The organism is Pseudomonas guineae (assembly GCF_900113745.1).
Lineage (GTDB): Bacteria > Pseudomonadota > Gammaproteobacteria > Pseudomonadales > Pseudomonadaceae > Aquipseudomonas > Aquipseudomonas guineae.
Genome location: NZ_FOQL01000001.1, coordinates 589,329 through 612,481 on the forward strand (window position 1 = coordinate 589,329; position 23,153 = coordinate 612,481).

At 58.9% G+C, this 23,153-nt stretch carries 19 protein-coding genes; 6 read left to right on the forward strand and 13 right to left on the reverse strand.

Annotation, left to right across the window (positions count from 1 at the left end; translation table 11 throughout):
* Positions 1-219 precede the first annotated feature (219 nt).
* The gene (gene mltF, locus BMZ32_RS02805) at positions 220-1,680 is read left to right on the forward strand and encodes a membrane-bound lytic murein transglycosylase MltF (protein ID WP_090239311.1); all 1,461 of its coding nucleotides are present in this window, start codon (positions 220-222) and stop codon (positions 1,678-1,680) included.
* Here mltF and tadA read toward each other — a convergent pair.
* The 5 genes from tadA to BMZ32_RS02830 form a co-directional block, all read right to left on the reverse strand.
* A complete protein-coding gene (gene tadA, locus BMZ32_RS02810; protein WP_090239314.1) occupies positions 1,677-2,159 on the reverse strand; it encodes a tRNA adenosine(34) deaminase TadA in 483 nt (160 codons plus the stop codon). The genes mltF and tadA overlap by 4 nt on opposite strands.
* Positions 2,159-3,526: a multicopper oxidase family protein gene (locus BMZ32_RS02815; protein WP_090239317.1), complete on the reverse strand. Its 1,368-nt coding sequence runs from the start codon at positions 3,524-3,526 to the stop codon at positions 2,159-2,161. The genes tadA and BMZ32_RS02815 overlap by 1 nt, the downstream gene beginning before the upstream one ends.
* A 186-nt stretch (positions 3,527-3,712) precedes the next feature.
* On the reverse strand, positions 3,713-5,293 hold the full coding sequence (gene guaA, locus BMZ32_RS02820) for a glutamine-hydrolyzing GMP synthase (RefSeq protein ID WP_090239318.1): 1,581 nt from the start codon (positions 5,291-5,293) through the stop codon (positions 3,713-3,715).
* A 226-nt stretch (positions 5,294-5,519) separates the two neighbouring features.
* Complete coding sequence (gene guaB / locus BMZ32_RS02825; protein WP_090239320.1) at positions 5,520-6,989, reverse strand: IMP dehydrogenase; 1,470 nt, start codon at positions 6,987-6,989, stop codon at positions 5,520-5,522.
* A gap of 117 nt (positions 6,990-7,106) precedes the next feature.
* The gene (locus BMZ32_RS02830; protein ID WP_090239322.1) at positions 7,107-7,658 is read right to left on the reverse strand and encodes a sugar ABC transporter ATPase; all 552 of its coding nucleotides are present in this window, start codon (positions 7,656-7,658) and stop codon (positions 7,107-7,109) included.
* Between the two features lie 115 nt (positions 7,659-7,773).
* Between BMZ32_RS02830 and xseA the strand changes: the two genes are divergently transcribed.
* The 4 genes from xseA to leuA all read left to right on the forward strand — a co-directional run bounded on the left by xseA (position 7,774) and on the right by leuA (position 13,387).
* The gene (gene xseA / locus BMZ32_RS02835; RefSeq protein ID WP_167376736.1) at positions 7,774-9,153 is read left to right on the forward strand and encodes an exodeoxyribonuclease VII large subunit; all 1,380 of its coding nucleotides are present in this window, start codon (positions 7,774-7,776) and stop codon (positions 9,151-9,153) included.
* A gap of 44 nt (positions 9,154-9,197) precedes the next feature.
* On the forward strand, positions 9,198-10,022 hold the full coding sequence (locus BMZ32_RS02840; protein ID WP_090239324.1) for a peptidoglycan DD-metalloendopeptidase family protein: 825 nt from the start codon (positions 9,198-9,200) through the stop codon (positions 10,020-10,022).
* 103 nt (positions 10,023-10,125) lie between these two features.
* Positions 10,126-11,382 (forward strand): mechanosensitive ion channel family protein, encoded by a 1,257-nt coding sequence (locus BMZ32_RS02845; RefSeq protein ID WP_090239325.1) that lies wholly within the window; start codon positions 10,126-10,128, stop codon positions 11,380-11,382.
* Between the two features lie 334 nt (positions 11,383-11,716).
* Positions 11,717-13,387, forward strand: a complete 1,671-nt coding sequence (gene leuA, locus BMZ32_RS02850) for a 2-isopropylmalate synthase (RefSeq protein WP_090239327.1) — start codon at positions 11,717-11,719, stop codon at positions 13,385-13,387.
* Positions 13,388-13,449: 62 nt separating this feature from the next.
* On the opposite strand, the gene BMZ32_RS02855 is transcribed toward leuA, so the two are convergent.
* Positions 13,450-13,821 carry a winged helix-turn-helix transcriptional regulator gene (locus tag BMZ32_RS02855; RefSeq protein ID WP_279626723.1) on the reverse strand — a complete coding sequence of 124 codons (372 nt, stop codon included), beginning with the start codon at positions 13,819-13,821 and terminating at the stop codon, positions 13,450-13,452.
* 117 nt (positions 13,822-13,938) lie between these two features.
* On the opposite strand from BMZ32_RS02855, the gene BMZ32_RS02860 reads away from it, so the two are divergent.
* On the forward strand, positions 13,939-15,039 hold the full coding sequence (locus BMZ32_RS02860; protein ID WP_090239329.1) for an alkene reductase: 1,101 nt from the start codon (positions 13,939-13,941) through the stop codon (positions 15,037-15,039).
* Positions 15,040-15,094: 55 nt separating this feature from the next.
* Here BMZ32_RS02860 and BMZ32_RS02865 read toward each other — a convergent pair whose 3' ends face one another.
* From BMZ32_RS02865 to ispG, 7 genes are all read right to left on the reverse strand, one after another.
* Entirely contained in the window at positions 15,095-15,886 is a 792-nt protein-coding gene (locus BMZ32_RS02865) for an amidohydrolase (protein ID WP_090239330.1), read from the reverse strand.
* Positions 15,874-17,022, reverse strand: a complete 1,149-nt coding sequence (locus tag BMZ32_RS02870) for a pyridoxal phosphate-dependent aminotransferase (RefSeq protein WP_090239333.1) — start codon at positions 17,020-17,022, stop codon at positions 15,874-15,876. The genes BMZ32_RS02865 and BMZ32_RS02870 overlap by 13 nt, the downstream gene beginning before the upstream one ends.
* A gap of 289 nt (positions 17,023-17,311) precedes the next feature.
* A complete protein-coding gene (der, locus tag BMZ32_RS02875; protein ID WP_090239336.1) occupies positions 17,312-18,784 on the reverse strand; it encodes a ribosome biogenesis GTPase Der in 1,473 nt (490 codons plus the stop codon).
* A gap of 124 nt (positions 18,785-18,908) precedes the next feature.
* Positions 18,909-20,060, reverse strand: coding sequence for an outer membrane protein assembly factor BamB (gene bamB, locus BMZ32_RS02880; protein ID WP_090241520.1), 1,152 nt, complete (start codon positions 20,058-20,060; stop codon positions 18,909-18,911).
* Entirely contained in the window at positions 20,053-20,634 is a 582-nt protein-coding gene (locus BMZ32_RS02885) for a tetratricopeptide repeat protein (RefSeq protein WP_244153937.1), read from the reverse strand. Before BMZ32_RS02885 ends, bamB begins: the two co-directional genes overlap by 8 nt.
* A 100-nt stretch (positions 20,635-20,734) precedes the next feature.
* A complete protein-coding gene (gene hisS, locus BMZ32_RS02890) occupies positions 20,735-22,024 on the reverse strand; it encodes a histidine--tRNA ligase (RefSeq protein ID WP_090239341.1) in 1,290 nt (429 codons plus the stop codon).
* Between the two features lie 18 nt (positions 22,025-22,042).
* On the reverse strand, positions 22,043-23,152 hold the full coding sequence (gene ispG / locus BMZ32_RS02895) for a flavodoxin-dependent (E)-4-hydroxy-3-methylbut-2-enyl-diphosphate synthase (protein ID WP_090239345.1): 1,110 nt from the start codon (positions 23,150-23,152) through the stop codon (positions 22,043-22,045).
* Position 23,153: the final 1 nt, after the last annotated feature.

Consider the following 23,153-nt stretch of genomic DNA (forward strand, 5'->3'; position numbering starts at 1 on the left):
GACAGCCTCTGGGAAGGGGTGTACTTTGAGGCCGTGCATTCTAGCCTAAAGCGCTGCCAACGGCACCCGTGAAGGCCAGGCTCTGTTAGCGCTGCATGACAACGCGAGGCGCAGCATAAAATGCTTGATGGGCACCGAAGCAAAAGCACAATTTTGCTAACAGAGAAGCCATCTGCTGTCGATATATGGCGCGCTCCATGCTTTGCGTATACTGCGCCAATGTTTGCCCAATATGCGTTTCGCGCGCGCTGCGCCTGCTGGTTGTCGGTGATCGGAATCCTCCTGCTGCTCAGTGGCTGTGCTGAAGAACCCAGCACACTCGAGCGCATTCAGGCGGAGGGTGTACTGCGGGTGATCACCCGTAACAGCCCGGCCACCTATTTCCAGGACCGCAACGGCGAAACCGGCTTCGAGTATGAGCTGGTCAAACGCTTTGCCGAGGACCTTGGCGTTGAGCTGAAAATCGAAACCGCCGACAACCTCGACGAGCTGTTCGCCAGCCTGAATAAACCAAACGGTCCGGCCCTAGCCGCCGCGGGCCTGGTAGAAAGCGACGGACGGCAGCAGCACGCGCGTTTCTCTCTGCCCTACCTCGAAGTCACCCCCCAGGTGATCTACCGTAACGGCGAACAGCGCCCAACCCGACCTGACGACCTTCTGGGTAAACGTATTCTGGTACTCAAAGGCAGCAGCCATGCCGAACAGCTGGCCAAGCTTAAGCTGCAACTGCCTGAGCTGACTTATGAAGAGTCGTCCGCGGTTGAAGTCGTCGATCTACTACGCATGGTTGATGAGGGACAAATCGACCTGACCTTGGTCGATTCCAACGAACTGGCCATGAACCAAGTCTATTTCTCCAACGTGCGCGTGGCCTTTGACTTTGGCGACTCGCAAAGCCTGGCATGGGCCACCCCACCCGGCCTGGACAATAGCCTGCTCGATGAAATCAATGTCTTCATCATGCGTGCACACAAGAATGGCAGCCTAAAGCGCCTCAAAGATCGCTACTACGGCCACGTTGATGTACTCGGTTATGTCGGCGCCTACACCTTCGCCAAACACCTACAGCAACGCCTGCCTCGCTACGAGAAAGACTTTCGTGAAGCCGCCAAGACTAATCAGGTGGACTGGCGCTTGCTCGCCGCCATGGGCTATCAGGAGTCGCTCTGGCAGCCCACCGCCACCTCGAAAACCGGCGTGCGCGGGCTAATGATGTTAACCCTGCGCACTGCTCAGGCCATGGGCGTATCAGATCGCCTGAACCCCAAGCAGAGCATTCAGGGCGGTGCCAAATACATTGTCCACGTGAAGAACCAGCTGCCCGAAAGCATTCTAGAACCCGACCGCACCTGGTTTGCCCTGGCCTCATACAACGTCGGCGGCGGGCACCTGGAAGACGCGCGCAAACTCACCGAAGCCGAAGGCCTCGACCCGAATAAGTGGCTGGATGTGCAGAAAATTCTGCCGCGCCTGGCGCAGAAGCAGTGGTACAGCAAGACTCGCTACGGCTACGCCCGTGGCGGCGAGCCAGTGCATTTCGTGCGCAACATTCGCCGTTATTACGACATCCTCACCTGGGTAACCCAGCCACAACTGGAAGGCTCGCAAATCGCCGAAAGCAACCAACACGTGCCAGGCATCGACAAGAGCCAGCCCATTCAGCAAACGCCACCGCTTTAACGTTGCTCGCGCCGCGCTTTGAAAAAGGCACTGAGCACCGCGCCGCACTCCTCGGCCAGCACCCCCCCCTCGACCAACACCCGGTGGTTGAGAAACGCCTGATTGAAGAACTCACCTCGACTCAACGCCACGCCTGCCTTGGGCTCGCTCGCGCCGAACACCACCCGCTGCAACCGCGCATGCACGATCAGGCCGGCGCACATGCTGCACGGTTCCAGCGTCACATACAGCGTACTGCCCGGCAGGCGGTAGTTATCCACGGCCTGCGCGGCAGCGCGAATTGCCACCATTTCCGCATGGGCGCTGGGATCATGGGTGGAAATCGGGCAATTAAAGCCGCGCCCGACAATCACTCCATCCTGCACCAGCACCGCGCCGACTGGCACTTCACCTAGCGCGGCACCTTCAGCAGCCAGCGCCAGCGCCTCGCGCATAAAGTGCTGATCTTGGCTGCGGTCGACAATCAATGGACGGCGCATCAGGCCACCTCGATCGCGGCCATCAGACCGGTTTCCATGTGGTCAATCACATGGCAATGGAACATCCAGATTCCCGGGTTATCGGCGACAAAAGCAATGCGCGCCACTTCATTCTTGCCCAGCAGATAGGTGTCGGTGAAATACGGAATGATCTTCTTGCGGTTGGACGAGATCACCTTGAATGCCAGCCCATGCAAGTGAATCGGGTGCAGGTACTGCGCCATATTGCGCAGTTCGAAGATGTAGTGGCCGTCCCTCTTCAGGCTAGCAATCGGTCGATCGGCGCAAGTCTTGTCATTGATATCCCAGGCCTGACCGTTGATCTGCCAATACTTGGCCGGCCCGTTATCACTTGCGCTGGCCAAACGCGCCGACCACTCGAAATTAAAGCGCAGCACTTCGGCGCGCTCTAGATCAGGCTCGGCCACCGGATTGGCCGGCATGCGCGGCGGCCAATCCCCGGCCACCTCAGCGCTGGCCACGCTTTTCAGCGTCGCCAGGCGCAGCGGGCCATTGCGCAGCGACAACTCAACACCCGCCTCCGGCACCCTCACAGCCAGGTCGATGCGCATACCCGGCCCCATCCAATAATCCTTACCCAGTGCGCGCGGCTCAATCGGATGACCGTCAAGCGCATACAAACGCGCATCAGCGCCCGGCAGATTGAGCTTATAGGTCACAGTGTTATCCAGGTTCAGCACACGCAGGCGTACCACCTGCCCCGCTGGCAGCTCCAGCACCGGAGCCGGCTTGCCATTGATGGTGGTCAGCCGCCCGCGCGTACCTTCACGCGCCGCCTCGCGCGGCACGCTGAATGCAGTGAATGCGCCCAGCTCGTCGATGTGCCAGGTTTTTAGGCTCAAGGTGCGTTCATGGGCAAAGCCGGTGGGCTCACGCTCCTCGACAATCAACGGGCCAACCAAACCGCGGCCGAGTTGCTCGGCGCTGCTCAGGTGCGGGTGGTACCAGAAGTTGCCGGCATCTTCAGTCTTGAAGCAATAGTCAAAATACTCGCCCGGCAGCACCGGCAGCTGCGACACATAGGGCACGCCATCCATTTCCAGCGGCAGGCGGATACCATGCCAATGGATAGTGGTCGGTTCATCGAGGTGATTGATAAAGCGCACCCGCAGCCAGTCACCCTGGCGTGCACGAATTTCCAGCCCAGGCACTTGGCCGGCATAACCCCAGGCTGGGGTGATATGCCCAGGCACCAGCTCGACATCCAGCGGCGCGGCAATCAATTCATAATCATGGCTCGCCTGATTCTCTGCCCGCCCCAGCCAATAACACACGCCGCCGATGCCAAGCCCGGCAACGCCTAACGCACTGAGACCGACCAGAACCTGCCTGCGAGTAAACGCCATATTCGCTCCCGTGATCCGGATCCACTCCAGAGCAGTAGGCCGCCCGATACATTTCAGGCAGCTAGTTGCAACATCTTCTCATTTACACCCACAGCAAGGCGAGCCTCACGTCGCGCGCAATTGCCGCACCCACAGAAACCACAAAGGCAGCTCGCGCTGCCTTTGTGGTGTTTCAAATAAGCGGGATCATTCCCACTCGATAGTCGCTGGCGGCTTGCTCGACACGTCGTAGGTGACGCGGGAGATGCCTTCGATCTCATTGATGATGCGGCCGCTGACGGTTTCCAGTAGCTCGTAGGGCAGGTGCGCCCAACGCGCGGTCATAAAGTCGATGGTCTCCACCGCACGCAGGGCCACGACCCAAGCGTAACGACGACCATCGCCCACAACACCGACCGACTTAACCGGCTGGAACACCACGAACGCTTGGCTGACCTTGTGGTACCAGTCGGCCTTGCGCAGCTCTTCGATAAAGATGTGATCCGCACGACGCAGCAGGTCGGCGTATTCCTTCTTCACTTCACCGAGAATACGCACGCCCAGGCCCGGGCCCGGGAATGGGTGACGGTAAACCATGTCGTACGGCAGGCCGAGCTCAAGACCCAGACGACGCACTTCATCCTTAAACAGTTCGCGCAGCGGCTCGACCAGCTTGAGGTTCATTTCCTCCGGCAGGCCACCGACGTTGTGGTGCGACTTAATCACGTGAGCCTTGCCGCTCTTGGCGCCAGCCGACTCGATTACGTCCGGGTAGATGGTGCCTTGGGCGAGGAACTTGATGTTGTCCAGCTTGCAGGACTCGGCATCGAACACGTCGATAAAGGTACGGCCGATGATCTTGCGCTTCTTCTCCGGGTCAGACTCGCCGGCTAAGTTATTCAGGAACTGCTCGGCGGCATTGGCGCGAATCACTTTGACGCCCATGTTCTCGGCGAACATGGCCATCACTTGCTCGCCTTCATGCAGACGCAGCAAACCGTTATCGACAAATACGCAGGTCAGCTGATCGCCAATCGCCTTATGCAGCAACGCCGCCACCACCGAGGAATCGACACCGCCAGACAGACCGAGCAGCACGTTGGCGCTGCCGACTTGGGCACGCACGTTGGCGATGGCGTCTTCAGCAATCTTCGCCGGCGTCCACAGCGCTTCACACTGGCAGATGTCGAGGATGAAGCGCGAGAGGATGCGACCGCCCTGCTTGGTGTGGGTCACTTCCGGGTGGAACTGCACGCCGTAGTAGCCACGGGCGTCGTTGAACATGCCGGCAATCGGGCAGCTCGGGGTGCTGGCCAGGATGTGGAAGTCCAGCGGCAGCTTGGTGACTTTGTCACCGTGACTCATCCATACGTCGAGACCGAACAAGCCGTCGGCGTCGACATGGTCTTCGATGCCATCGAGCAGGCGGCTCTTACCAACCACGTCAACGCGGGCGTAACCGAACTCACGCAGCTCGGAGCCTTCGACCTTGCCACCCAGTTGCTCGGCCATGGTCTGCATGCCGTAGCAGATACCAAAAACCGGCACACCGAGGTCAAACACCGCTTGCGGCGCGCGAGGGCTATTGGCTTCGTGCACCGACTCCGGGCCACCGGCGAGGATGATGCCGCGCGGGGCGAAGGCACGAATGTCATCGTCGCTCATGTCGAACGGGTGCAACTCGCAATACACGCCAATCTCGCGCACGCGACGGGCGATCAACTGGGTGTACTGGGAGCCGAAATCCAGAATCAGGATGCGGTGCGCGTGGATGTCTTGATGAGCCATGGCCGTCTCTCGTAGCGAAATTCACAAATGACAAGGGGCCGCCCCATCGTTTCAACAGCAGCAGCCCCGTGTACTCAACAGTATTAAAAGTCGCTGGATTCGCGTCGCGAGCACAGCTCAGGCAAGGCGGAAAGTAACGAGCAAGCGCAGTTGGCTGGAGCCAATGAGCATTGCGAGCTGCTTTCCAACGTCGCATGAGCCAGCGCAGCAGCGATCCGGCGATTTTTCAGCCGACGCGGTAGTTCGGCGCCTCTTTGGTGATCTGCACGTCGTGCACATGCGACTCAGCCATGCCCGCACCGGTGATGCGCACGAACTCAGGCTTGCTGCGCATCTCTTCGATGGTCGCGCAACCGGTGTAGCCCATAGAGGCACGCAGGCCACCCATCAGCTGATGGACGATGGCGCCCATGGCGCCCTTGTAGGCCACGCGGCCTTCGATGCCTTCTGGGACGAGCTTTTCAGCACCGGCCGAAGAGTCTTGGAAGTAGCGATCCGACGAGCCCTGAGCCTGCGCCATCGCGCCCAGCGAACCCATACCGCGGTAAGCCTTGTAGGAGCGACCCTGGAACAGTTCGATTTCACCAGGCGCTTCTTCAGTACCGGCGAGCATCGAGCCGATCATCACGCAGGAAGCACCGGCAACAATGGCTTTTGACAGATCACCGGAGAAGCGAATGCCACCGTCGGCGATCAACGGTACGCCGGTGCCTGCTAGGGCAGCCGCCACATTGGCGACAGCGCTGATTTGCGGCACACCTACACCCGCGACGATACGCGTGGTGCAGATCGAACCTGGACCGATGCCAACCTTGACCGCATCGGCGCCAGCCTCGGCAAGCGCTTTGGCGGCGTCACCGGTGGCGATGTTGCCGCCGATGACCTGCACCTCAGGAAATGTCTGCTTGACCCAGCGCACGCGATCGATCACGCCTTTGGAGTGACCGTGAGCGGTGTCGACGATGATCACGTCAACGCCGGCATGCACCAGCGCGGTAACGCGCTCTTCAGTATCGGCACCAGTGCCGACTGCCGCGCCGACACGAAGACGACCTTGGTCATCCTTGCTGGCCAGCGGGTAAGCCTTGGCTTTTTCGATGTCGTTGACCGTCATCATGCCCTTGAGGCGGAATTGCTCATCGACGATCAGTACGCGCTCGATGCGGTGCTTGTGCAGCAGCTTGCGCACGGTCTGGGTGTCTTCACCCTCTTTCACCGTCACCAGACGTTCTTTCGGGGTCATCACGTCGCGCACCGTGGCGCGCATGTTGGTCTCAAAGCGCACGTCACGGCTGGTGACGATGCCGACCAGATCACCATGGTGCAGCACCGGTACGCCGGAGATGTTGTTCTGCCGAGTCAGATCGAACAGATCACCCACAGTGGCGTCGGCTTCGATGGTGATCGGATCCTTGACCACACCGGACTCGTAGCGCTTGACTTTGCGCACTTCGAGCGCCTGCTGCTCGGGGGTCATGTTCTTGTGGATGATGCCGATGCCGCCTTCCTGAGCCATGGCAATCGCCAGACGGGCTTCAGTGACGGTATCCATCGCAGCAGAGAGCAGGGGAATATTCAGTTCAATACCACGGGTCAGACGCGTTTTGAGGCTGACATCCTTCGGCAGAACTTCGGAATAACCTGGAATAAGTAGAACGTCGTCGAAGGTAAGAGCTTCTTGACTGATACGCAGCATGGCGGGGGCTCCCGGACGGGAAAATTGGAAGCGCGCCATTATACTCAGACGCCCCCCCGCACTCAACGCAAAGTATTGGCAAACCCACTCGAATCTTCGAGTACGGGATGCCGCGCCCTACAACTCGACCCTAACCAAAGACACCGGATAGCCCAGCCGCGCAGCGAACTCGTCGAGAAAACTGGCTTTAAAGCCGGCATCCGCCCAGTTGTTAAAAATGAAGCCGAGATTGGAAAAACCGCAGGGCTGCAGGAATAAAAAGCCGTTGATGTCATCTTCATGACCACAGCGCGGGCAGGTGAAGTTATCGGTATGCCCTGGCATCCACTCATCCAGGCTGTCGAATAAGGCCTCGCCCACTTCCTTGCGGCACTGCGCGCAGCCTGCCTCTTCAAGAAAGCCTGCCGTCGGGGTGTAGATGCAACGTTTGTAGATAATCTCCAAGCCATGCACGGTCTGGCCGAACGGCAACAACTCGGGACGCTCGACTACACGCCGCGCGCCCTCGGCAATGCCGTAGCCCATGTGCTTATAGGTACGCCCGCAGGTGCTTAGCTGCTCTTCGATGATGTTCTGCTTGACCAGCCAACGCACAATCAACCGCGCCCGCGCCTCATGGCCGGGAAAGCTGGAAATCTGCGGCACGATGATGGCTTGCTGCTCACTCATAAAAGGCTCGTTTAACGTTTAGGGAAACTAAGGGCGCGCAGCTTAATCGGCTGACCGTAACGGTCAAGGTCAATCCGCTATGGCCAGCCAGGGCAAAGCCTTTATCATGCCGGCCATGATTAAAGACCCCTTCCAACGCCTGAACCTCGACCGCGAGGTGCTCAGCGTCAGCCAACTGAACAACCGTGCACGCCTGCTGCTAGAAGATGTATTCGGCGGTATCTGGGTGGAAGGTGAAATCTCCAACCTGGCCAAGCCGGCGTCCGGGCATGTCTACTTCACCCTTAAAGATAGCCAGGCGCAGGTGCGCTGTGCGCTGTTTCGACAGAACGCCGCCAAAGCTCGCCAAGCCTTGCGTGATGGCTTGGCCGTGAAGGTGCGCGGCAAAGTTTCGCTGTTTGAAGGTCGCGGTGACTACCAGCTGATTCTCGATGCTGTCGAACCGGCCGGCGATGGCGCACTGCGCCTGGCGTTCGACGCCTTGAAGGAAAAACTCAGCGCCGAAGGACTGTTCTCGGCCGAGCTTAAAGTCGCCCTGCCAGCCCACCCGAAACGCATCGGCATTATCAGCTCGCCGACCGGCGCGGTTATACGCGACATCATCAGCGTATTCCGTCGGCGCGCCCCGCAGGTCGAACTGACCCTGATCCCGACTGCCGTGCAAGGCCGCGAAGCCACCGCGCAGATCGTCCGCGCCCTCGGCATCGCCGATGCAAACGGCTTTGATGCGCTGATCCTGGCCCGCGGCGGCGGCTCGCTGGAAGACCTCTGGTGCTTTAATGAAGAGCCGGTAGCCCGCGCCATTGCGGCGTGCAAAACCCCCATCGTCAGCGCCGTGGGTCATGAAACCGATGTCTCCATCGCCGACTTCGTCGCCGACATCCGCGCGCCAACGCCCTCGGCCGCCGCCGAACTGCTGGCCCCCGACAGCAGCGAACTGGTGCAACGCCTGAACATCCTAAAGCGCCGCCTGAACCTGCGCATGCAGCATCGCCTGGAGCGCGAACGCATGCGTCTGGACGGCTTGCAGCGGCGCTTGCGCCATCCAGGTGAGCGCCTGCGTCAGCACGCCCAGCGCGTGGATGACCTGGAGATGCGCCTCAGCCGGGCCTTTGAGCGGCAATTGAAGAGCCGCCGCGAGCGCCTGAGCCATGTGCAAACTCGGCTGCTCAGCCTGCACCCGGAGCGCAACCTCAAGCTGCTTGATCAACGCCTGCAAGCGCTGGCCGAGCGGCTGGAGCGCAGCATGCGTGAAGGGCTCAAGGCGCGTCACCTGCAGTTGCATAATCAGGTGCAAACCCTGCACGCGGTCAGCCCACTGGCCACCCTCGGTCGCGGCTACAGCATCCTCCTCGATGAGCGCGGCCGCGCTATCCGTAACGCCGCTGACACCCAACCAGGGCAACGCTTGAAAGCCCGACTGGGTAATGGCGAGCTGGCTGTGCGGGTCGAAGACAATCATCTACAGCCGGTCACGTTGTCGCTGCTGGACTAGCCAGCAGCGCACCAACGAGTAGCCGCACACCCACTGGAATCGTCATGCGCCTGTTTCTCTGCTCAATCGCCCTCTGTCTTGCCCTGCCCGCTCATGCCGAAGGTTTTATCAGCCGCCTGCTGAACAAGCCTGTTCCAGGCGGTGTGGCTGTCGTCGATCTAGGCACGGGAAAAACAGCGCCCAATGTGCGTTATCAGAACAAACCGGTATTAGTGATCAAAGAAGACCAGCAACGCTGGATCGCCATTGTCGGCGTGCCGCTTAGCGTCAAACCCGGCAACCAGCAAATCAGCGTCAACGGCAGCCAGACGTTGAACTTCCAAGTTGCTAGCAAGCACTACCGCGAACAACGCATCACCCTGAAAAACCAGCAGCAAGTCAACCCTAACCCGGCCAACCTCAAGCGCATCCAGCGCGAACTGGCCGAACAGACCAACGCCTATCAGCAATTCAGCCCACGCCAGCCGAGTAACCTGCTGCTCGACAAGCCGGTCAACGGGCCACTCTCCAGCCCCTTCGGCTTGCGCCGCTTTTTTAACGGCGAGGAGCGCAACCCGCACTCCGGGCTGGACTTCGCCGCCAGCCGCGGCACGCCGATTAAGGCACCGGCTGCTGGCAAGGTGATCCTGATTGGCGACTACTTCTTCAATGGCAAAACCGTGTTTGTCGACCACGGCCAAGGGCTGATCAGCATGTTCTGTCACCTTTCGGTCATCGACGCGAAGCTCGGCGATGAGCTACCACGTGGTGGCGTGCTCGGTAAAGTTGGCGCCACCGGCCGCGCCACCGGGCCACACCTGCACTGGAACGTCAGCTTGAACGACGCCCGCGTTGACCCGGCGATTTTCATCGGAGCCTTCACCCCCTAACGACCTACAAGACACGTCCAGCAACCAACCCAGCCGACCTGACAACAGTGCCTTTGCTAAGGTGGCCACGATGATTAATACGCTGAGACCCTAAAGGAGCGGCATGAGCGACTTGTACAGCAACGCCCAGAACTGGCTTGAGAATTACCCCGAGCTCTACACCCTGACCGGCCTGACTCTGCTGATCATTGCAGCCTGGCTGGCCAACTGGGTGGTCAAGCGCGTGCTGCTACGTGGCCTGTACCGGGCACTCCAGGCCACGCCCATTGGCCAAGACGGCACCCTGCGTGATTCGCGCATCACCGCGCGGCTCGCTAACATCGTACCGGCGCTGATTATTTCTGCCGGTATCACCCTCGTCCCCCACCTGCCGGCAGCCGCCGTGACGGCGACACACAATGTCTGCAGCGCGTTTATCGTGCTGACTATTGCCCTGGCCATCAGCGGTGTATTGACGCTGCTTAACAGCGCCTACGAAAAGCGCCCGAACGCCCACCTGAAACCGATCAAGGGCTACGTGCAGGTGGTGAAGATACTGCTCTTCGCCATTGCCGCCATCCTTATGGTCGCCAGCCTGATCGATCGCTCACCCTTGATTCTGCTCTCCGGTCTTGGCGCCATGGCCGCTGTGTTGATGCTGATTTTTCAAGACACACTGCTGTCCCTGGTGGCCAGCGTGCAGATCTCATCCAGCGATATGATCCGCGTGGGCGACTGGGTCGAGATGCCACAACTGAACGCCGATGGCGATGTCATCGACATCGCCCTGCACACGGTCAAAGTGCAGAACTGGGACAAGACCATCAGCACCATCCCGACCAAACGCTTTATCAGCGACCCGTTCAAGAACTGGCGGGGCATGCAAGAGTGCGGCGGCCGGCGGATCAAGCGCAGCCTGCTGCTTGACCAAACCAGCATCTGCTTCCTCAGCCCGGAGCAAATTGTCCGCTTGCAGCGCTTCCTGCTGCTCGGTCAGTACTTAAGCAACAAGCAGAGTGAGCTGCTCAGCTGGAACAGTGAACTGGCCGACGCCAGCCAGGAACCGGCCAACACCCGACGTGTGACCAACATCGGCACCTTCCGCGCCTACGTCGAGCATTACCTGCGCCAGCATCCGGGTATCCATCAAGAGATGACCCAACTGGTCAGGCAGTTAAGCCCAACCGCAGATGGACTGCCGCTGGAACTTTACTGCTTCACCAATACGACTGCCTGGACGCGCTACGAGGCGATCCAGTCCGATCTCTTCGATCATCTGCTGGCGATCCTTCCGGAGTTTGGCTTGCGTGTTTTCCAGCACCCGAGTGGCGCGGACATGCGCGAGCTGAAACCAAAGCTTATACCTACCGCTCAGCACTGATGGCTAAATGCGGCGGCAGCACTCGCTGCCGCCGCCCGCAATCAACACAAAGCACAGCAGCATTTATCAGCATTAAAACCATCTAAAATCAGCTTAAATGCTGATTAACACCAATTTATCGGCATTGCTTGCCAGCATTCGCCTCAAAGATTAGGGTTGGAGCCATGCACACTTATCACACCCTTCTTTTGCTGCGCCAACACGCCAAGCCCCACACCGATGTGGGCAATGCCGCGAGCCAGCGACTGCGTGGCTAACGCCTGACACCAGCGCCCTAGCCTATTTCAGATTCCGCCCGGCCCGCCGATTGCCGCCGCGCTAAAAGGATTGCCCCATGAGCATGCTTAAAGACCCCTCCAGCAAGTACAGCCCGTTCACCCAGATCGCCATCCCAGATCGCACCTGGCCGGATCAGGTCATCGATAAGGCCCCTATTTGGCTCTCCACTGACTTGCGCGATGGCAACCAATCGCTAATCGAGCCTATGGATGCCGAGAAGAAGATGCGTTTCTTCAAGTGCTTGGTGCAGGTTGGCCTGAAGGAAATCGAAGTAGGCTTTCCCTCCGCCTCGCAGACCGACTTCGACTTCGTCCGCGAACTAATCGAAGGCGGCCATATCCCGGATGATGTAACCATTCAGGTGCTGACCCAGGCCCGCGACGACCTTATCGAGCGCACCTTCGAGTCACTCAAGGGCGCCAAGCGTGCCATCGTGCATTACTACAACGCCTGCGCGCCGAGCTTTCGCAAGATCGTCTTCAACCAGGACAAGGCAGGCGTCAAAGCCATCGCCGTGGCCGCCGGCACGACCATCAAGCGCTTGGCCGCCGCTGCGCCACAAACGCGCTGGGGTTTTGAGTATTCGCCGGAAGTGTTCAGCTCCACCGAAATCGATTTCGCCGTTGAGGTGTGTAACGCCGTCATCGGCGTATTTGAGCCGACACCAGTGCACAAGCTGATCCTCAACCTGCCCGCGACCATCGAGTGCGCCACGCCGAATAACTATGCCGACCAGATCGAGTGGTTTGGTCGCCACATCGATCGCCGCGACAGTGTGTTGATTAGCGTGCACACCCACAACGACCGCGGCACTGGCGTTGCGGCCACCGAACTCGCGGTAATGGCCGGTGCGGATCGCGTCGAAGGCTGCCTGTTCGGCAACGGCGAGCGCACGGGCAACGTCTGCTTGGTCACCGTCGCGCTGAACCTCTACACCCAAGGCGTGAACCCGGAGCTGGACTTCTCCGATATCGACAACGTGCGCAAAGTGGTTGAGGACTGCAACCAAATCCCCGTTCACCCTCGTCATCCGTACGTCGGCGATTTGGTCCATACCGCCTTCTCCGGCTCGCACCAGGATGCGATCCGCAAGGGCTTCGCTCAGCGCCAGGCCGATGCGGTTTGGGAAGTGCCCTATCTGCCGATAGATCCGGCCGATATCGGCCGCGATTACGAGGCGGTGATCCGCGTTAATAGCCAATCCGGCAAAGGCGGCATTGCTTTCCTGCTGGAGCAGGAATACGGCATTAACCTGCCGCGCCGCATGCAGATCGAGTTCAGCCAGGTAGTGCAAAAAGAAACCGACCGCCTGGGCTTGGAAATGAGCGCGGCACAGATCCACCAGTTACTTGAGCGCGAATACCTGCAAGCGACCACGCCCTATGCGCTGAAAGGCCATCGCCTGCAGGAAGAAAACGGCACCAGCGCAGTTGATGTCGAAGTCATCAACGAAGGTGAAACTCAGCACTGGCGCGGCATCGGTAAAGGCCCACTGGAAGCCTTGGTCGCCGGCCTGCCCGTCGCCGTGGAGATCATGGACTACTCAGAGCACGCCATCGGCGCTGGCACCAACGCCAAAGCAGCGGCCTATATCGAACTGCGCGTTAATGGTGGCCGTGCATTGCATGGCGTCGGCATCGATGAAAACCTGACCACGGCAAGCTTCCGGGCGCTGTTCAGCGCATTGAACCGGGCCATCGGCCAGGCTGCCGAACGAGCCGCCTGAATGGCAAATGGGTTGCTAGCGGGATCTTTCATTCGCTAGCGACTTAACAGCCTCCATCGCCCTCACTCACCCTGCTGCTGACAGTGACTACGTCCCCATTCACACATGGCGGCTAGCACCGGCTGCAGGGTGGCACCGTGCTCGGTTACGCAATACTCCACACGCGGCGGCACCTCGGCAAACACTGTGCGGGTCAGCACGCCAACACGCTCCAGCTCTCGTAACTGCTGGGTCAGCATCTTCTCAGTGATGCCCGGCACCAGCCGCTTCAGCTCGGAAAACCGCAGCGGACCGTTGAGCAGGCGATACACCAGCAACGCTTTCCACTTGCCGCCAATCACCTCCAAGGTGACATCCATTGGCGTGCTGTAAACCTTGTCGCCCTGCATCAGCAATTTGTTTTCAGCCAAGCCGGCTTGCTGCTCGCCTATCATTGATTACCTCCAAGTAAGTTACCTTCCATATCGTACGTACTTCCCAAAAAGATCGCCACGCGCATAATAGCCGCCATGGCTCATACCAGCCACTTCGACGACCTTGATGGAGCTTTCATGACGATCAAACACCTGCTCACGCCGCTGCAACTGGGCGCCCTATCCCTGCCCAATCGCCTGGTAATGGCACCCCTGACGCGTCAGCGCAGCCTGCCCGGTAACGTGCCAGGCGAGCTAAACGCCAGCTACTACGCGCAGCGCGCCAACGCCGGCTTGATCATCAGCGAAGCCAGTCAGGTCTGCCCTGAAGGTCAAGGCTATGCATGGAGCCCAGGCATCCACAGCGACGCCCAGGTCGCCGGCTGGCAGCAGGTGACCCAGGCGGTGCATCAGGCCGGCGGGCGTATTTTTCTCCAGCTCTGGCATGTCGGGCGCATTTCCCACCCGCTGCTGCAGCCACATGGCGCTGACCCGGTGGCGCCCTCGGCAATCCAGGCTAAAGCCGAGTGCTATGTGGTCGAGGCCGACGGCAGCCACCACAAGGCCGCCACTGCCATGCCGCGCGCACTGGAGCTGAACGAATTGCCGGATGTTGTGGCTGCTTATGCCCATGGCAGCGCCAACGCGATCAAGGCTGGCTTCGATGGCGTTGAAGTGCACGCTGCTAATGGCTACCTGTTGGATCAGTTCCTGTGCTCCGACAGTAATCAGCGCAGCGATACCTATGGCGGCTCGGCTGAGAACCGTGCCCGCATGGTCCTGCAAGTAGTTGACGCGACCGTGGCCACAGTCGGCGATAGCCGTAAGGTTGGTATCCGTATTTCACCAATGGGCACCTTCGGCGATGTGAATGATGCCAATCCACTGGAGACTTTCAGCTATCTGGTTGCGCAGCTCAACAGCCGCAACCTGGCCTACCTGCACGTCAACCGCCCAGATTGGCTAGGCGGTACCTTCGAAGGCTTTGATGAACTGCTACGCGCCCTTCGCGACATCTACACCGGTACCCTGATCATTGCTGGCGGACAGACGGCCGAAAGCGGTGAGCAAGCCATCAGCGAAGGGCTGGCTGACCTCGTGGCCTATGGCCGCCCGTATATCGCCAACCCGGACCTACTCGCCCGCTTCCAGGCCGGCGCTGAACTCAACCCACTGGACGGCAACACCCTGTATGGCGGCGGCGCTGAGGGTTATACCGACTATCCAAGCATGGGCTAAGCAATTCTGCTCTAACGAAACGCCGGGCAATGCCCGGCGTTTGCTTATCTGCGTATCAGCTCAGCTGGAAAGCATCGGCATCCTGATGAGCCGGGAAGCGCTGCCGATGAGCGGCTAAGTCGGCCGCACGCAAGGTTAGACGAAACACCCCATCAGCTGCTCCGGCGACCAGCAAGGTCTCGCCCTGGAAATCCAACACCTGACTGTCACCGCTGTAGGCGTGACCATTGCCGTCCTCACCAATTCGATTGAGCGCCGCTACGTAGCAGAGGTTTTCGATCGCTCGCGCTGGCAACAGGCGATTCCACTGGTTACGCCGCACCGCCGGCCAGCTGGCGGTGTAGAGCAGCAGGTCGGTATGTTGCGGGTCACAACTCCACACCGGAAAGCGCAGGTCGTAACAAATCAGCGGTCTTACCTGCCAACCTTTCACCTGCATCAGCACTTGTTGCTCACCCGCACTGAAGTGCTTGTGCTCACCAGCCATGCGAAACAGGTGACGCTTGTCGTAGTGCGCCACGGAACCATCTGGGCGCGCCCAGAGCAGGCGATTGCGGTACGCGCCATCAGCGGTCTGGATAATTAGACTGCCTGTAACGACTGCCTGCAACGCTTGGGCCTGCTCACGCAGCCACTCGCTGGTTGGACCATCCTCTGGTTCAGCCAAGGTGCTGGAATCCATAGAAAACCCGGTATTGAACATCTCGGGCAACACAATCAGATCCACCCCGCGAGCCTGCCCCAACAGGAATGCAAAATGCGCGCGGTTGGCCGCTGGGTCTTGCCAGGCCAAGGAAGTCTGTATCAGCGCCAGCTCTAGATCAGGTAATGCACTTATATCGCGCATAATTTTTCCGCCGCTTGCCTTAGGGTTTCTTCGCGCTTGGCGAAGCAAAAACGCACCAGCCTTAGCTCTTTTGGCGGCTGTTGATAGAACACCGACACCGGAATCGCCGCGACGCCATGTGCGCGGGTCAGCCACTCGGCCATCGCTAGGTCATCCAAGTCAGGTCGTATTGCCGAGTAGTCGACCAGCTGAAAGAAGGTGCCTGCAGCGCGAGTAAAGCTAAAACGCGAGCCGGCCAACAGGTCACAGAACAGGTCGCGCTTGGCCTGGTAGAAGCCTGGTAGGTTCTCGACATGCTCAGGATGCTCAGCCATATAGTCAGCCAGCGCACATTGCAGCGGCGTTACTGCGCAGAAGCTGACGTATTGATGGACCTTGCGCAGCTCCGCGCTCAGCGCTGGCGGCGCCACCACGTAACCGGTTTTCCAGCCAGTGACGTGATAGCTCTTGCCGAACGAGCTGACCACAAAAGCGCGCTGATACAACTCCTCATGGGCCAACACACTGACGTGCTTGGTGCCGTCAAACACCAGGTGCTCATAAACCTCATCACTGATCAGGTAAATGTCACGACCACGAATCAGCTCAGCCAGCTGATCCAGTTCGGCTTTAGAAATCAACGCACCACTGGGGTTGTGCGGACTATTAAGGATGATCAGGCGCGTATTAACGCTTAGCGCATCATTGAGACGCTGCCAGTCGATGGCGAAATCGGGTAGCGCCAGCGGCACGTGCACACAACGCCCACCGGCCAGCTCAACGGAGGGTTCATAGCTGTCGTAGCAAGGGCCGAAGACGATAACCTCATCGCCCGCACGGATAAGCGCCTGCACCGCACAGAAGATTGCCTGAGTCGCCCCAGGAGTAATGGTGATCTCGTTATCGGCACTGACAGTGCGGCCATAACTGCGGGCAATCTTCGCTGCCACCTGCTCTCGCAGGGCAGGCAAACCCGTCATCGGTGCGTACTGGTTATGCCCAGCAGCGATATGCCGCCCGACCGCCTCACGCAAAGCCAACGGCCCATCGAAATCAGGAAAACCCTGCGAAAGATTAAGCGCGCCGGTTTCCACAGCAAGCTGCGACATGCGGGTAAAAATGGTGGTGCCGACGTTCGGTAACTTGCTGATGATCATCGAGGAAGCATCCGGCTTGAGTGCTAACAGGCTGTTGAGAAACGTAGACGAGGAAGCAGACTGGGGTTGCACACAAGTTTACGAGCTGTAAATGAGCATTACTCGTTTCACTCGCCCTTCGAGTCGCGCTCAAGCGCGTTAGCCGCAGCGGCTTCCCGAGCCTGTTTTAACGCAGTATTGCCAACGCAGGTAGTTCTTCATCAACCTGCGAGTGAAGCGGCAGGATAGCCCATCACCCAAAAACGCAAAAGGCACCCGCAGGTGCCTTTATAGAGCGTTTAGTCCGAGCTTAGCGCTTGTCTTTACGCTTCTTCTCGGCCTTCTTGTGGTGGGTCATCATCCGGCGCTTCTTGTTCACCTGACGATCGGTGAGGGAGTTTTTGTTACCCTCGTAAGGGTTCTCACCACCTTTGAACTCGATACGAATCGGCGTGCCGACCAGCTTGAGCACTCGACGGTAGGTGTTTTCCAAGTACCGGACATAGGACTTGGGCACCGCATCGACCTGGTTACCATGGATCACGATCAGCGGCGGGTTAGCACCGCCCAAGTGGGCGTAACGCAGCTTGATCCGGCGATTGTTAACCATGGGCGGCGCGTGATCACCGACTGCATCTTCCAGAATCTGGGTCAGGCGGTTGGTCGGCCAGCGAGTGATCGCCGACTTGAACGAAGCCTGCACCGACTTGTACAGATTGCCCACACCGGTGCCGTGTAGCGCCGAGATAAAGTGGATATCGGCAAAGTCGACAAAGAACAGCCGGCGCTGCAGTTCGACTTTCACATAGTCGCGCTCGCTGGGCTCCATGCCATCCCACTTGTTCAGGGCGATCACCAGCGCACGGCCACTTTCCAACACAAAACCGAGCAGATTGAGGTCATGGTCGACCACGCCTTCGCGGGCATCCATGACAAACACCACGACGTTGGAGTCTTGGATTGCCTGCAGGGTTTTCACCACCGAAAACTTTTCTACCGCCTCGAAAATCTTGCCGCGACGACGTACGCCGGCGGTGTCGATCAAGGTGTACTTCTCGTCATCACGCTCGAACGGAATATAGATGCTGTCGCGGGTGGTACCCGGCTGGTCATAAACGATGACCCGGTCTTCACCGAGCATACGATTGACCAGGGTCGACTTACCGACGTTGGGACGGCCAATAATCGCCAGCTTGATACCGTCTTTCTCGCTCGGGCCTGGAATGCGCTTGGCTTCCTGACCTTCGAGGACGACTTCATCTTCCTCACCTTCTGCAAGCTCGTTGGCATCCTTAGGAAAGGAGCCCAGCACGGCTTCGAGCATCTGCGTGAGACCGCGACCGTGAGCACCGGCAATCGGCAGCGACTCGCCCATACCCATGCTGGAGAACTCAGCACGCGCTAGGTCAGCGTCGATGTTGTCGACCTTGTTGATAATCAGGAAGCTGCGCTTGTTACGGCGACGCAGGTGCTCACCAATCATCTGGTCGGAGGCGGACAGCCCAGCACGGGCATCTACCAGAAACAGTACAGCATCGGCTTCTTCAATGGCCTGCAGAGACTGCTCGGCCATCTTTGCGTCGATACCTTCCTCGTCACCGGAAATACCACCGGTGTCGATGACAATATAGGTTCGCCCCTGCCACTTGGCCTCGCCGTATTGGCGATCACGGGTCAGACCAGACAGGTCGCCGACAATCGCGTCACGGGACTTGGTCAAGCGGTTAAACAGGGTGGACTTGCCGACGTTCGGACGGCCCACCAGGGCAATTACGGGAACCATTAGGCTCTCCACTTCGTTATTTCAGAAAATACAAAGGCCGCTGCAGGGCAGCGGCCGGAATTCATTGCACTGACGACGCGGCACAGCCCCAAGAGCTGTACAGCATAGCCAAAGCGACAGGCGCTTATTTGATGGTCAAAGCCACCAGTTTGCCGCTATTGCCGAAGGCATATAGCCAGCCGCCTGCCACCAATGGACGCGCACGTAGACCATCGCTGTCGATACGTGTACGGCCGACAAAACGGCCATCCACCTGACTCACCAGATGCAGGTAACCTTCCAGATCACCAAACGCCACATAACTGGAGAACACTTCCGGCGCGGACAGCTGACGGCGAGCCAGCGCGTCATTGTTCCACAATGCCGAGGCCGAACGCTCGTCGATCCCTTCAACCGTACCGCTGGCCAGGTTTACATAAACACTGCCGTAACCCTGGGCAACGCCAACCGAGCTGGAGGCTTCACGCTGCCAAAGGATACGCCCACTCTCCAGATCCATAGCGGCCACACGGCCTTGATAGCTAACTGCATAGAGCGTACCGGCCGAAAGCAGTAAGCCGCCGTCGATATCGACAACGCGCTCCAACTCAGAACGGCCCTGTGGCACAGCCACACGCTGCTCCCAGACCGGAATACCACGCTGTGCATCCAGCGCAATCACCTTGCCAGTGGACAGGCCCGCGACGGCCAGACGATTAGTCAGTACCGGACTACCGGTGCCGCGCAGCGTCAGAACCGCCGGAGTATTTTCGAAGATCCAGCGCTGATTACCGCTGTCGGCATCAAAAGCGATCAGGCGGTCATCTTGAGTCTGCACCAGCACCACATCACCGTTCAGCGCTGGCGCGGCCAATACTTCACTGGTAACACGAGCACGCCACTTCTCTTCACCGCTAACCGTATCGAGGGCGATGATTTCGCCTTTCAACGTACCGACAACTACTAGGCCATAGCCTGCGGCAACAGCACCGGATACCGGCAGATCCAGCTCAGTTTTCCACAGAATCTTGCCGGTCATACGGTTCATGGCCACGACCAGGCCTTCAACGTCAGCAGCATAGATCTGCTCACCGTCAATCGCAGGCGTGAGCATGTTGAAGGTTTCACCCTGGCCGTCGCCAATCGAGCGACTCCATTCTTTCTGCAGGCTAACCTCTTCCTCGAACTTAGGCAGGTCGGCTGGGGGCAGTTCCTTCTTGCTATTGCTGCTGCAACCTACAGCCAATAAGGCTAGGGCCAGCATTGCGGCATTCTTCCAGCGCATCACGTCACGCATCCCCTTTTGCCAGATCATCCAGCTTCATTTGCAGACCACCAACAGCCGCCTCTTCAGAGAGCGCTGCTTTGGCTTTCTCGTAGGCAGCATGCGCATCATCGGTACGGCCGAGTTGCACCAACAGATCACCCTTAAGTTCTTCACGGCTGGCAGTAAATGCCGACGCAGCCTTGGTATCTAGCAGCTTCAAGGCATCATCGGCTTTATCCTGAGCAGCCAGCACACGCGCCAGGCGCTGACGGGCCAACTCAGCCAAACTGTCGTCAGCTGGTTTATCAACAATCGCCTGCAACTCGCTGGCGGCGTCGTCCAGCTTGCCCGCTTCAACTGCTACTTTGGCCACGAACAGGCTGCCGTACTGAGCGTAATGGCTACCGGCATATTCATTTTTTAGTGTGTTAGCCAACTCTGCGACTTTAGCCGCGTCAGGCTTGCCACTTGGCTCCAGAGCAGCTTCCAACAGCTGTTGATACACCAGCGAGGCACCGTGAGCCTGATTGCTCTGGTATTTCTGCCAGCCCTGCCAACCAAAAACCACCACCAATGCCAGCGCAACACCGGTTAGCAATGGCATGCCATTTTGCTGCCACCAGTCCTTGATTACCGCCAGATCTTCATCATCAGTACGCGAAACCACCCCAACACTCCTTTTCGCTAAATCACTAAATAGACGCTCAGGCCTGATTGGCGCAGTTCGCCAGATGATCGGCCAATGCCGACCATGCAATACTTTGCTGCTCGCCCTGACCGCGCAGCGGCTTGCAACCTACCACTTGCTGGGCCAATTCGTCTTCACCCAAGATCAAGGCGAACAGTGCGCCGCTTTTGTCGGCTTTTTTGAACTGACTCTTGAAGCTACCCGCTCCGGCGTTCACTTGCAGACGCAGGCCCGGCAGCTGATCACGCAGACGCTCACTCAATGCCAAGGCCGCCAGTTCTGCGGCTTCACCGAAGGCACACAGGTAAACATCAACCGTACGAGCAATTTCAACCGGTACTTTACCTAGAGTTTCGAGCAACAGCACCAAACGTTCGATGCCCATGGCAAAACCCACGCCCGGCGTCGGCTTACCACCCATTTGCTCAACCAGGCCATCGTAACGGCCACCAGCGCAAACGGTGCCCTGGGAGCCGAGCTGATCGGTGACCCACTCGAACACGGTTTTGCTGTAGTAATCCAGGCCGCGCACCAGCTTGGGGTTGATAACGTAAGGCACGCCCGCGGCATCCAAACGGGCCTTTAACCCCTCAAAATGCACCCGCGATTCTTCATCTAGGTAATCCGCCAGCTTCGGCGCATGGACCAGCACAGCCTGCGTTTCTGGCGCTTTGCTGTCGAGCACCCGTAATGGGTTGCTACCCATGCGGCGGCGGCTGTCTTCATCCAACTGATCAGCGTGCGCCGTAAGAAACTCAACCAACGCATCACGGTACACCGCACGCGCCGCACTGGTACCCAGGCTGTTGAGTTCAAGCTTCACTGCATCACGAATACCCAGCAGACCCCACAAGCGCCAGGTCAGCACGATCAGCTCGGCATCGATGTCAGGGCCGTCAACATTGAAGACCTCCACACCAATCTGATGGAACTGGCGATAACGACCTTTCTGCGGGCGTTCGTGACGGAACATCGGGCCGATGTACCATAGTTTCTGCGTTTGCCCACCACCGGATAAACCATGCTCAAGCACTGAGCGCACGCACGCGGCGGTGCCTTCCGGGCGCAGGGTCAGGGAATCACCATTGCGGTCGTCGAAGGTGTACATCTCTTTTTCGACGATGTCGGTGACTTCGCCGATGGAGCGCTTGAATAGCTCGGTGAATTCGACGATCGGCATGCGCATCTGGCGATAGCCGTAACCGTCGAGCAGATTGGCCACAGTGCCTTCAAAATAGCGCCAAAGCGGGGTCTGCTCGGGAAGGATATCGTTCATGCCACGGATGGCTTGCAGGGGCTTGCTCAATTCAATTCCTTAACGGTGTTAGCCGCGCACGATAACGGCAGCGTCAGCGGCGACCTTTTCGGCCGCTTTCTGGCGAATCAACTTTTCCAGCTCATCAACCAGGTTGTCATTGCCCAACTTGCGCGCCGGTTTGCCATCGATGTAGATCAGGTTGGGCGAACCACCTGTCAGGCCGATATGCGCTTCTTTAGCTTCGCCCGGGCCGTTGACCACACAGCCGATCACCGCCACGTCGAGCGGTACCAGTAGGTCTTCGACGCGCTGTTCCAGCTCGTTCATGGTCTTGACCACATCAAAATTCTGCCGCGAGCAGCTCGGGCAGGCGATGAAGTTGATTCCCCGCGAACGCAAACGCAGGGACTTGAGGATGTCGTAACCGACCTTGATCTCCTCCACTGGGTCAGCGGCGAGAGAAATACGGATAGTGTCACCAATGCCTTCAGCCAACAGCATGCCCAAACCAACTGCCGACTTGACGGTACCCGAGCGCAAACCGCCCGCCTCGGTGATACCCAAGTGCAGCGGTTGCTCGATTTGTTTAGCCAGCAGGCGATAGGCGGCGACCGCCATAAATACATCAGAGGCCTTTACGCTGACCTTGAAATCAGGAAAGTTCAGACGATCCAGGTGCTCAACATGGCGCAACGCCGACTCGACCAACGCCTCGGGCGTCGGTTCGCCATATTTCTTCTGCAGGTCTTTTTCCAGCGAGCCCGCATTGACCCCGATGCGAATCGGGATGCCTCGGTCTCGCGCCGCCTCAACCACCGCACGGACACGGTCTTCACGGCCAATATTGCCCGGGTTGATGCGCAGACAATCAACCCCGAGCTCAGCAACGCGCAAGGCGATCTGGTAGTCGAAATGGATATCAGCAACCAATGGCACGTTAACTTGCTGCTTGATGCGACCAAAGGCTTCGGCCGCATCCATGTCCGGCACTGAGACGCGCACAATGTCAGCACCGGCATCTTCCAGACGACGAATCTGCGCCACAGTGGCGGCCACATCATTGGTGTCACTGTTGGTCATGCTCTGCACGGCAATCGGCGCGTCGCCGCCGACCGGTACTGAGCCCACCCAGATTTTGCGGGATATACGACGTTTAATCGGTGATTCGCATTGCATG

What these genes read in the sequence shown, in the direction of transcription:
- mltF (WP_090239311.1), top strand. Translation starts at nt 220, where the DNA reads ATGTTTGCCCAATATGCGTTTCGCGCGCGCTGCGCCTGCTGGTTGTCG.
- BMZ32_RS02865 (WP_090239330.1), bottom strand. Translation starts at nt 15,886, where the DNA reads ATGCGCGATATAAGTGCATTACCTGATCTAGAGCTGGCGCTGATACAG.
- der (WP_090239336.1), bottom strand. Translation starts at nt 18,784, where the DNA reads ATGGTTCCCGTAATTGCCCTGGTGGGCCGTCCGAACGTCGGCAAGTCC.
- BMZ32_RS02870 (WP_090239333.1), bottom strand. Translation starts at nt 17,022, where the DNA reads ATGATCATCAGCAAGTTACCGAACGTCGGCACCACCATTTTTACCCGC.
- ispG (WP_090239345.1), bottom strand. Translation starts at nt 23,152, where the DNA reads ATGCAATGCGAATCACCGATTAAACGTCGTATATCCCGCAAAATCTGG.
- bamB (WP_090241520.1), bottom strand. Translation starts at nt 20,060, where the DNA reads ATGCGTGACGTGATGCGCTGGAAGAATGCCGCAATGCTGGCCCTAGCC.
- BMZ32_RS02840 (WP_090239324.1), top strand. Translation starts at nt 9,198, where the DNA reads ATGCGCCTGTTTCTCTGCTCAATCGCCCTCTGTCTTGCCCTGCCCGCT.
- tadA (WP_090239314.1), bottom strand. Translation starts at nt 2,159, where the DNA reads ATGCGCCGTCCATTGATTGTCGACCGCAGCCAAGATCAGCACTTTATG.
- BMZ32_RS02855 (WP_279626723.1), bottom strand. Translation starts at nt 13,821, where the DNA reads ATGATAGGCGAGCAGCAAGCCGGCTTGGCTGAAAACAAATTGCTGATG.
- BMZ32_RS02830 (WP_090239322.1), bottom strand. Translation starts at nt 7,658, where the DNA reads ATGAGTGAGCAGCAAGCCATCATCGTGCCGCAGATTTCCAGCTTTCCC.
- BMZ32_RS02885 (WP_244153937.1), bottom strand. Translation starts at nt 20,634, where the DNA reads ATGCCATTGCTAACCGGTGTTGCGCTGGCATTGGTGGTGGTTTTTGGT.
- guaA (WP_090239318.1), bottom strand. Translation starts at nt 5,293, where the DNA reads ATGGCTCATCAAGACATCCACGCGCACCGCATCCTGATTCTGGATTTC.
- guaB (WP_090239320.1), bottom strand. Translation starts at nt 6,989, where the DNA reads ATGCTGCGTATCAGTCAAGAAGCTCTTACCTTCGACGACGTTCTACTT.
- leuA (WP_090239327.1), top strand. Translation starts at nt 11,717, where the DNA reads ATGAGCATGCTTAAAGACCCCTCCAGCAAGTACAGCCCGTTCACCCAG.
- BMZ32_RS02860 (WP_090239329.1), top strand. Translation starts at nt 13,939, where the DNA reads ATGACGATCAAACACCTGCTCACGCCGCTGCAACTGGGCGCCCTATCC.
- BMZ32_RS02815 (WP_090239317.1), bottom strand. Translation starts at nt 3,526, where the DNA reads ATGGCGTTTACTCGCAGGCAGGTTCTGGTCGGTCTCAGTGCGTTAGGC.
- xseA (WP_167376736.1), top strand. Translation starts at nt 7,774, where the DNA reads ATGATTAAAGACCCCTTCCAACGCCTGAACCTCGACCGCGAGGTGCTC.
- BMZ32_RS02845 (WP_090239325.1), top strand. Translation starts at nt 10,126, where the DNA reads ATGAGCGACTTGTACAGCAACGCCCAGAACTGGCTTGAGAATTACCCC.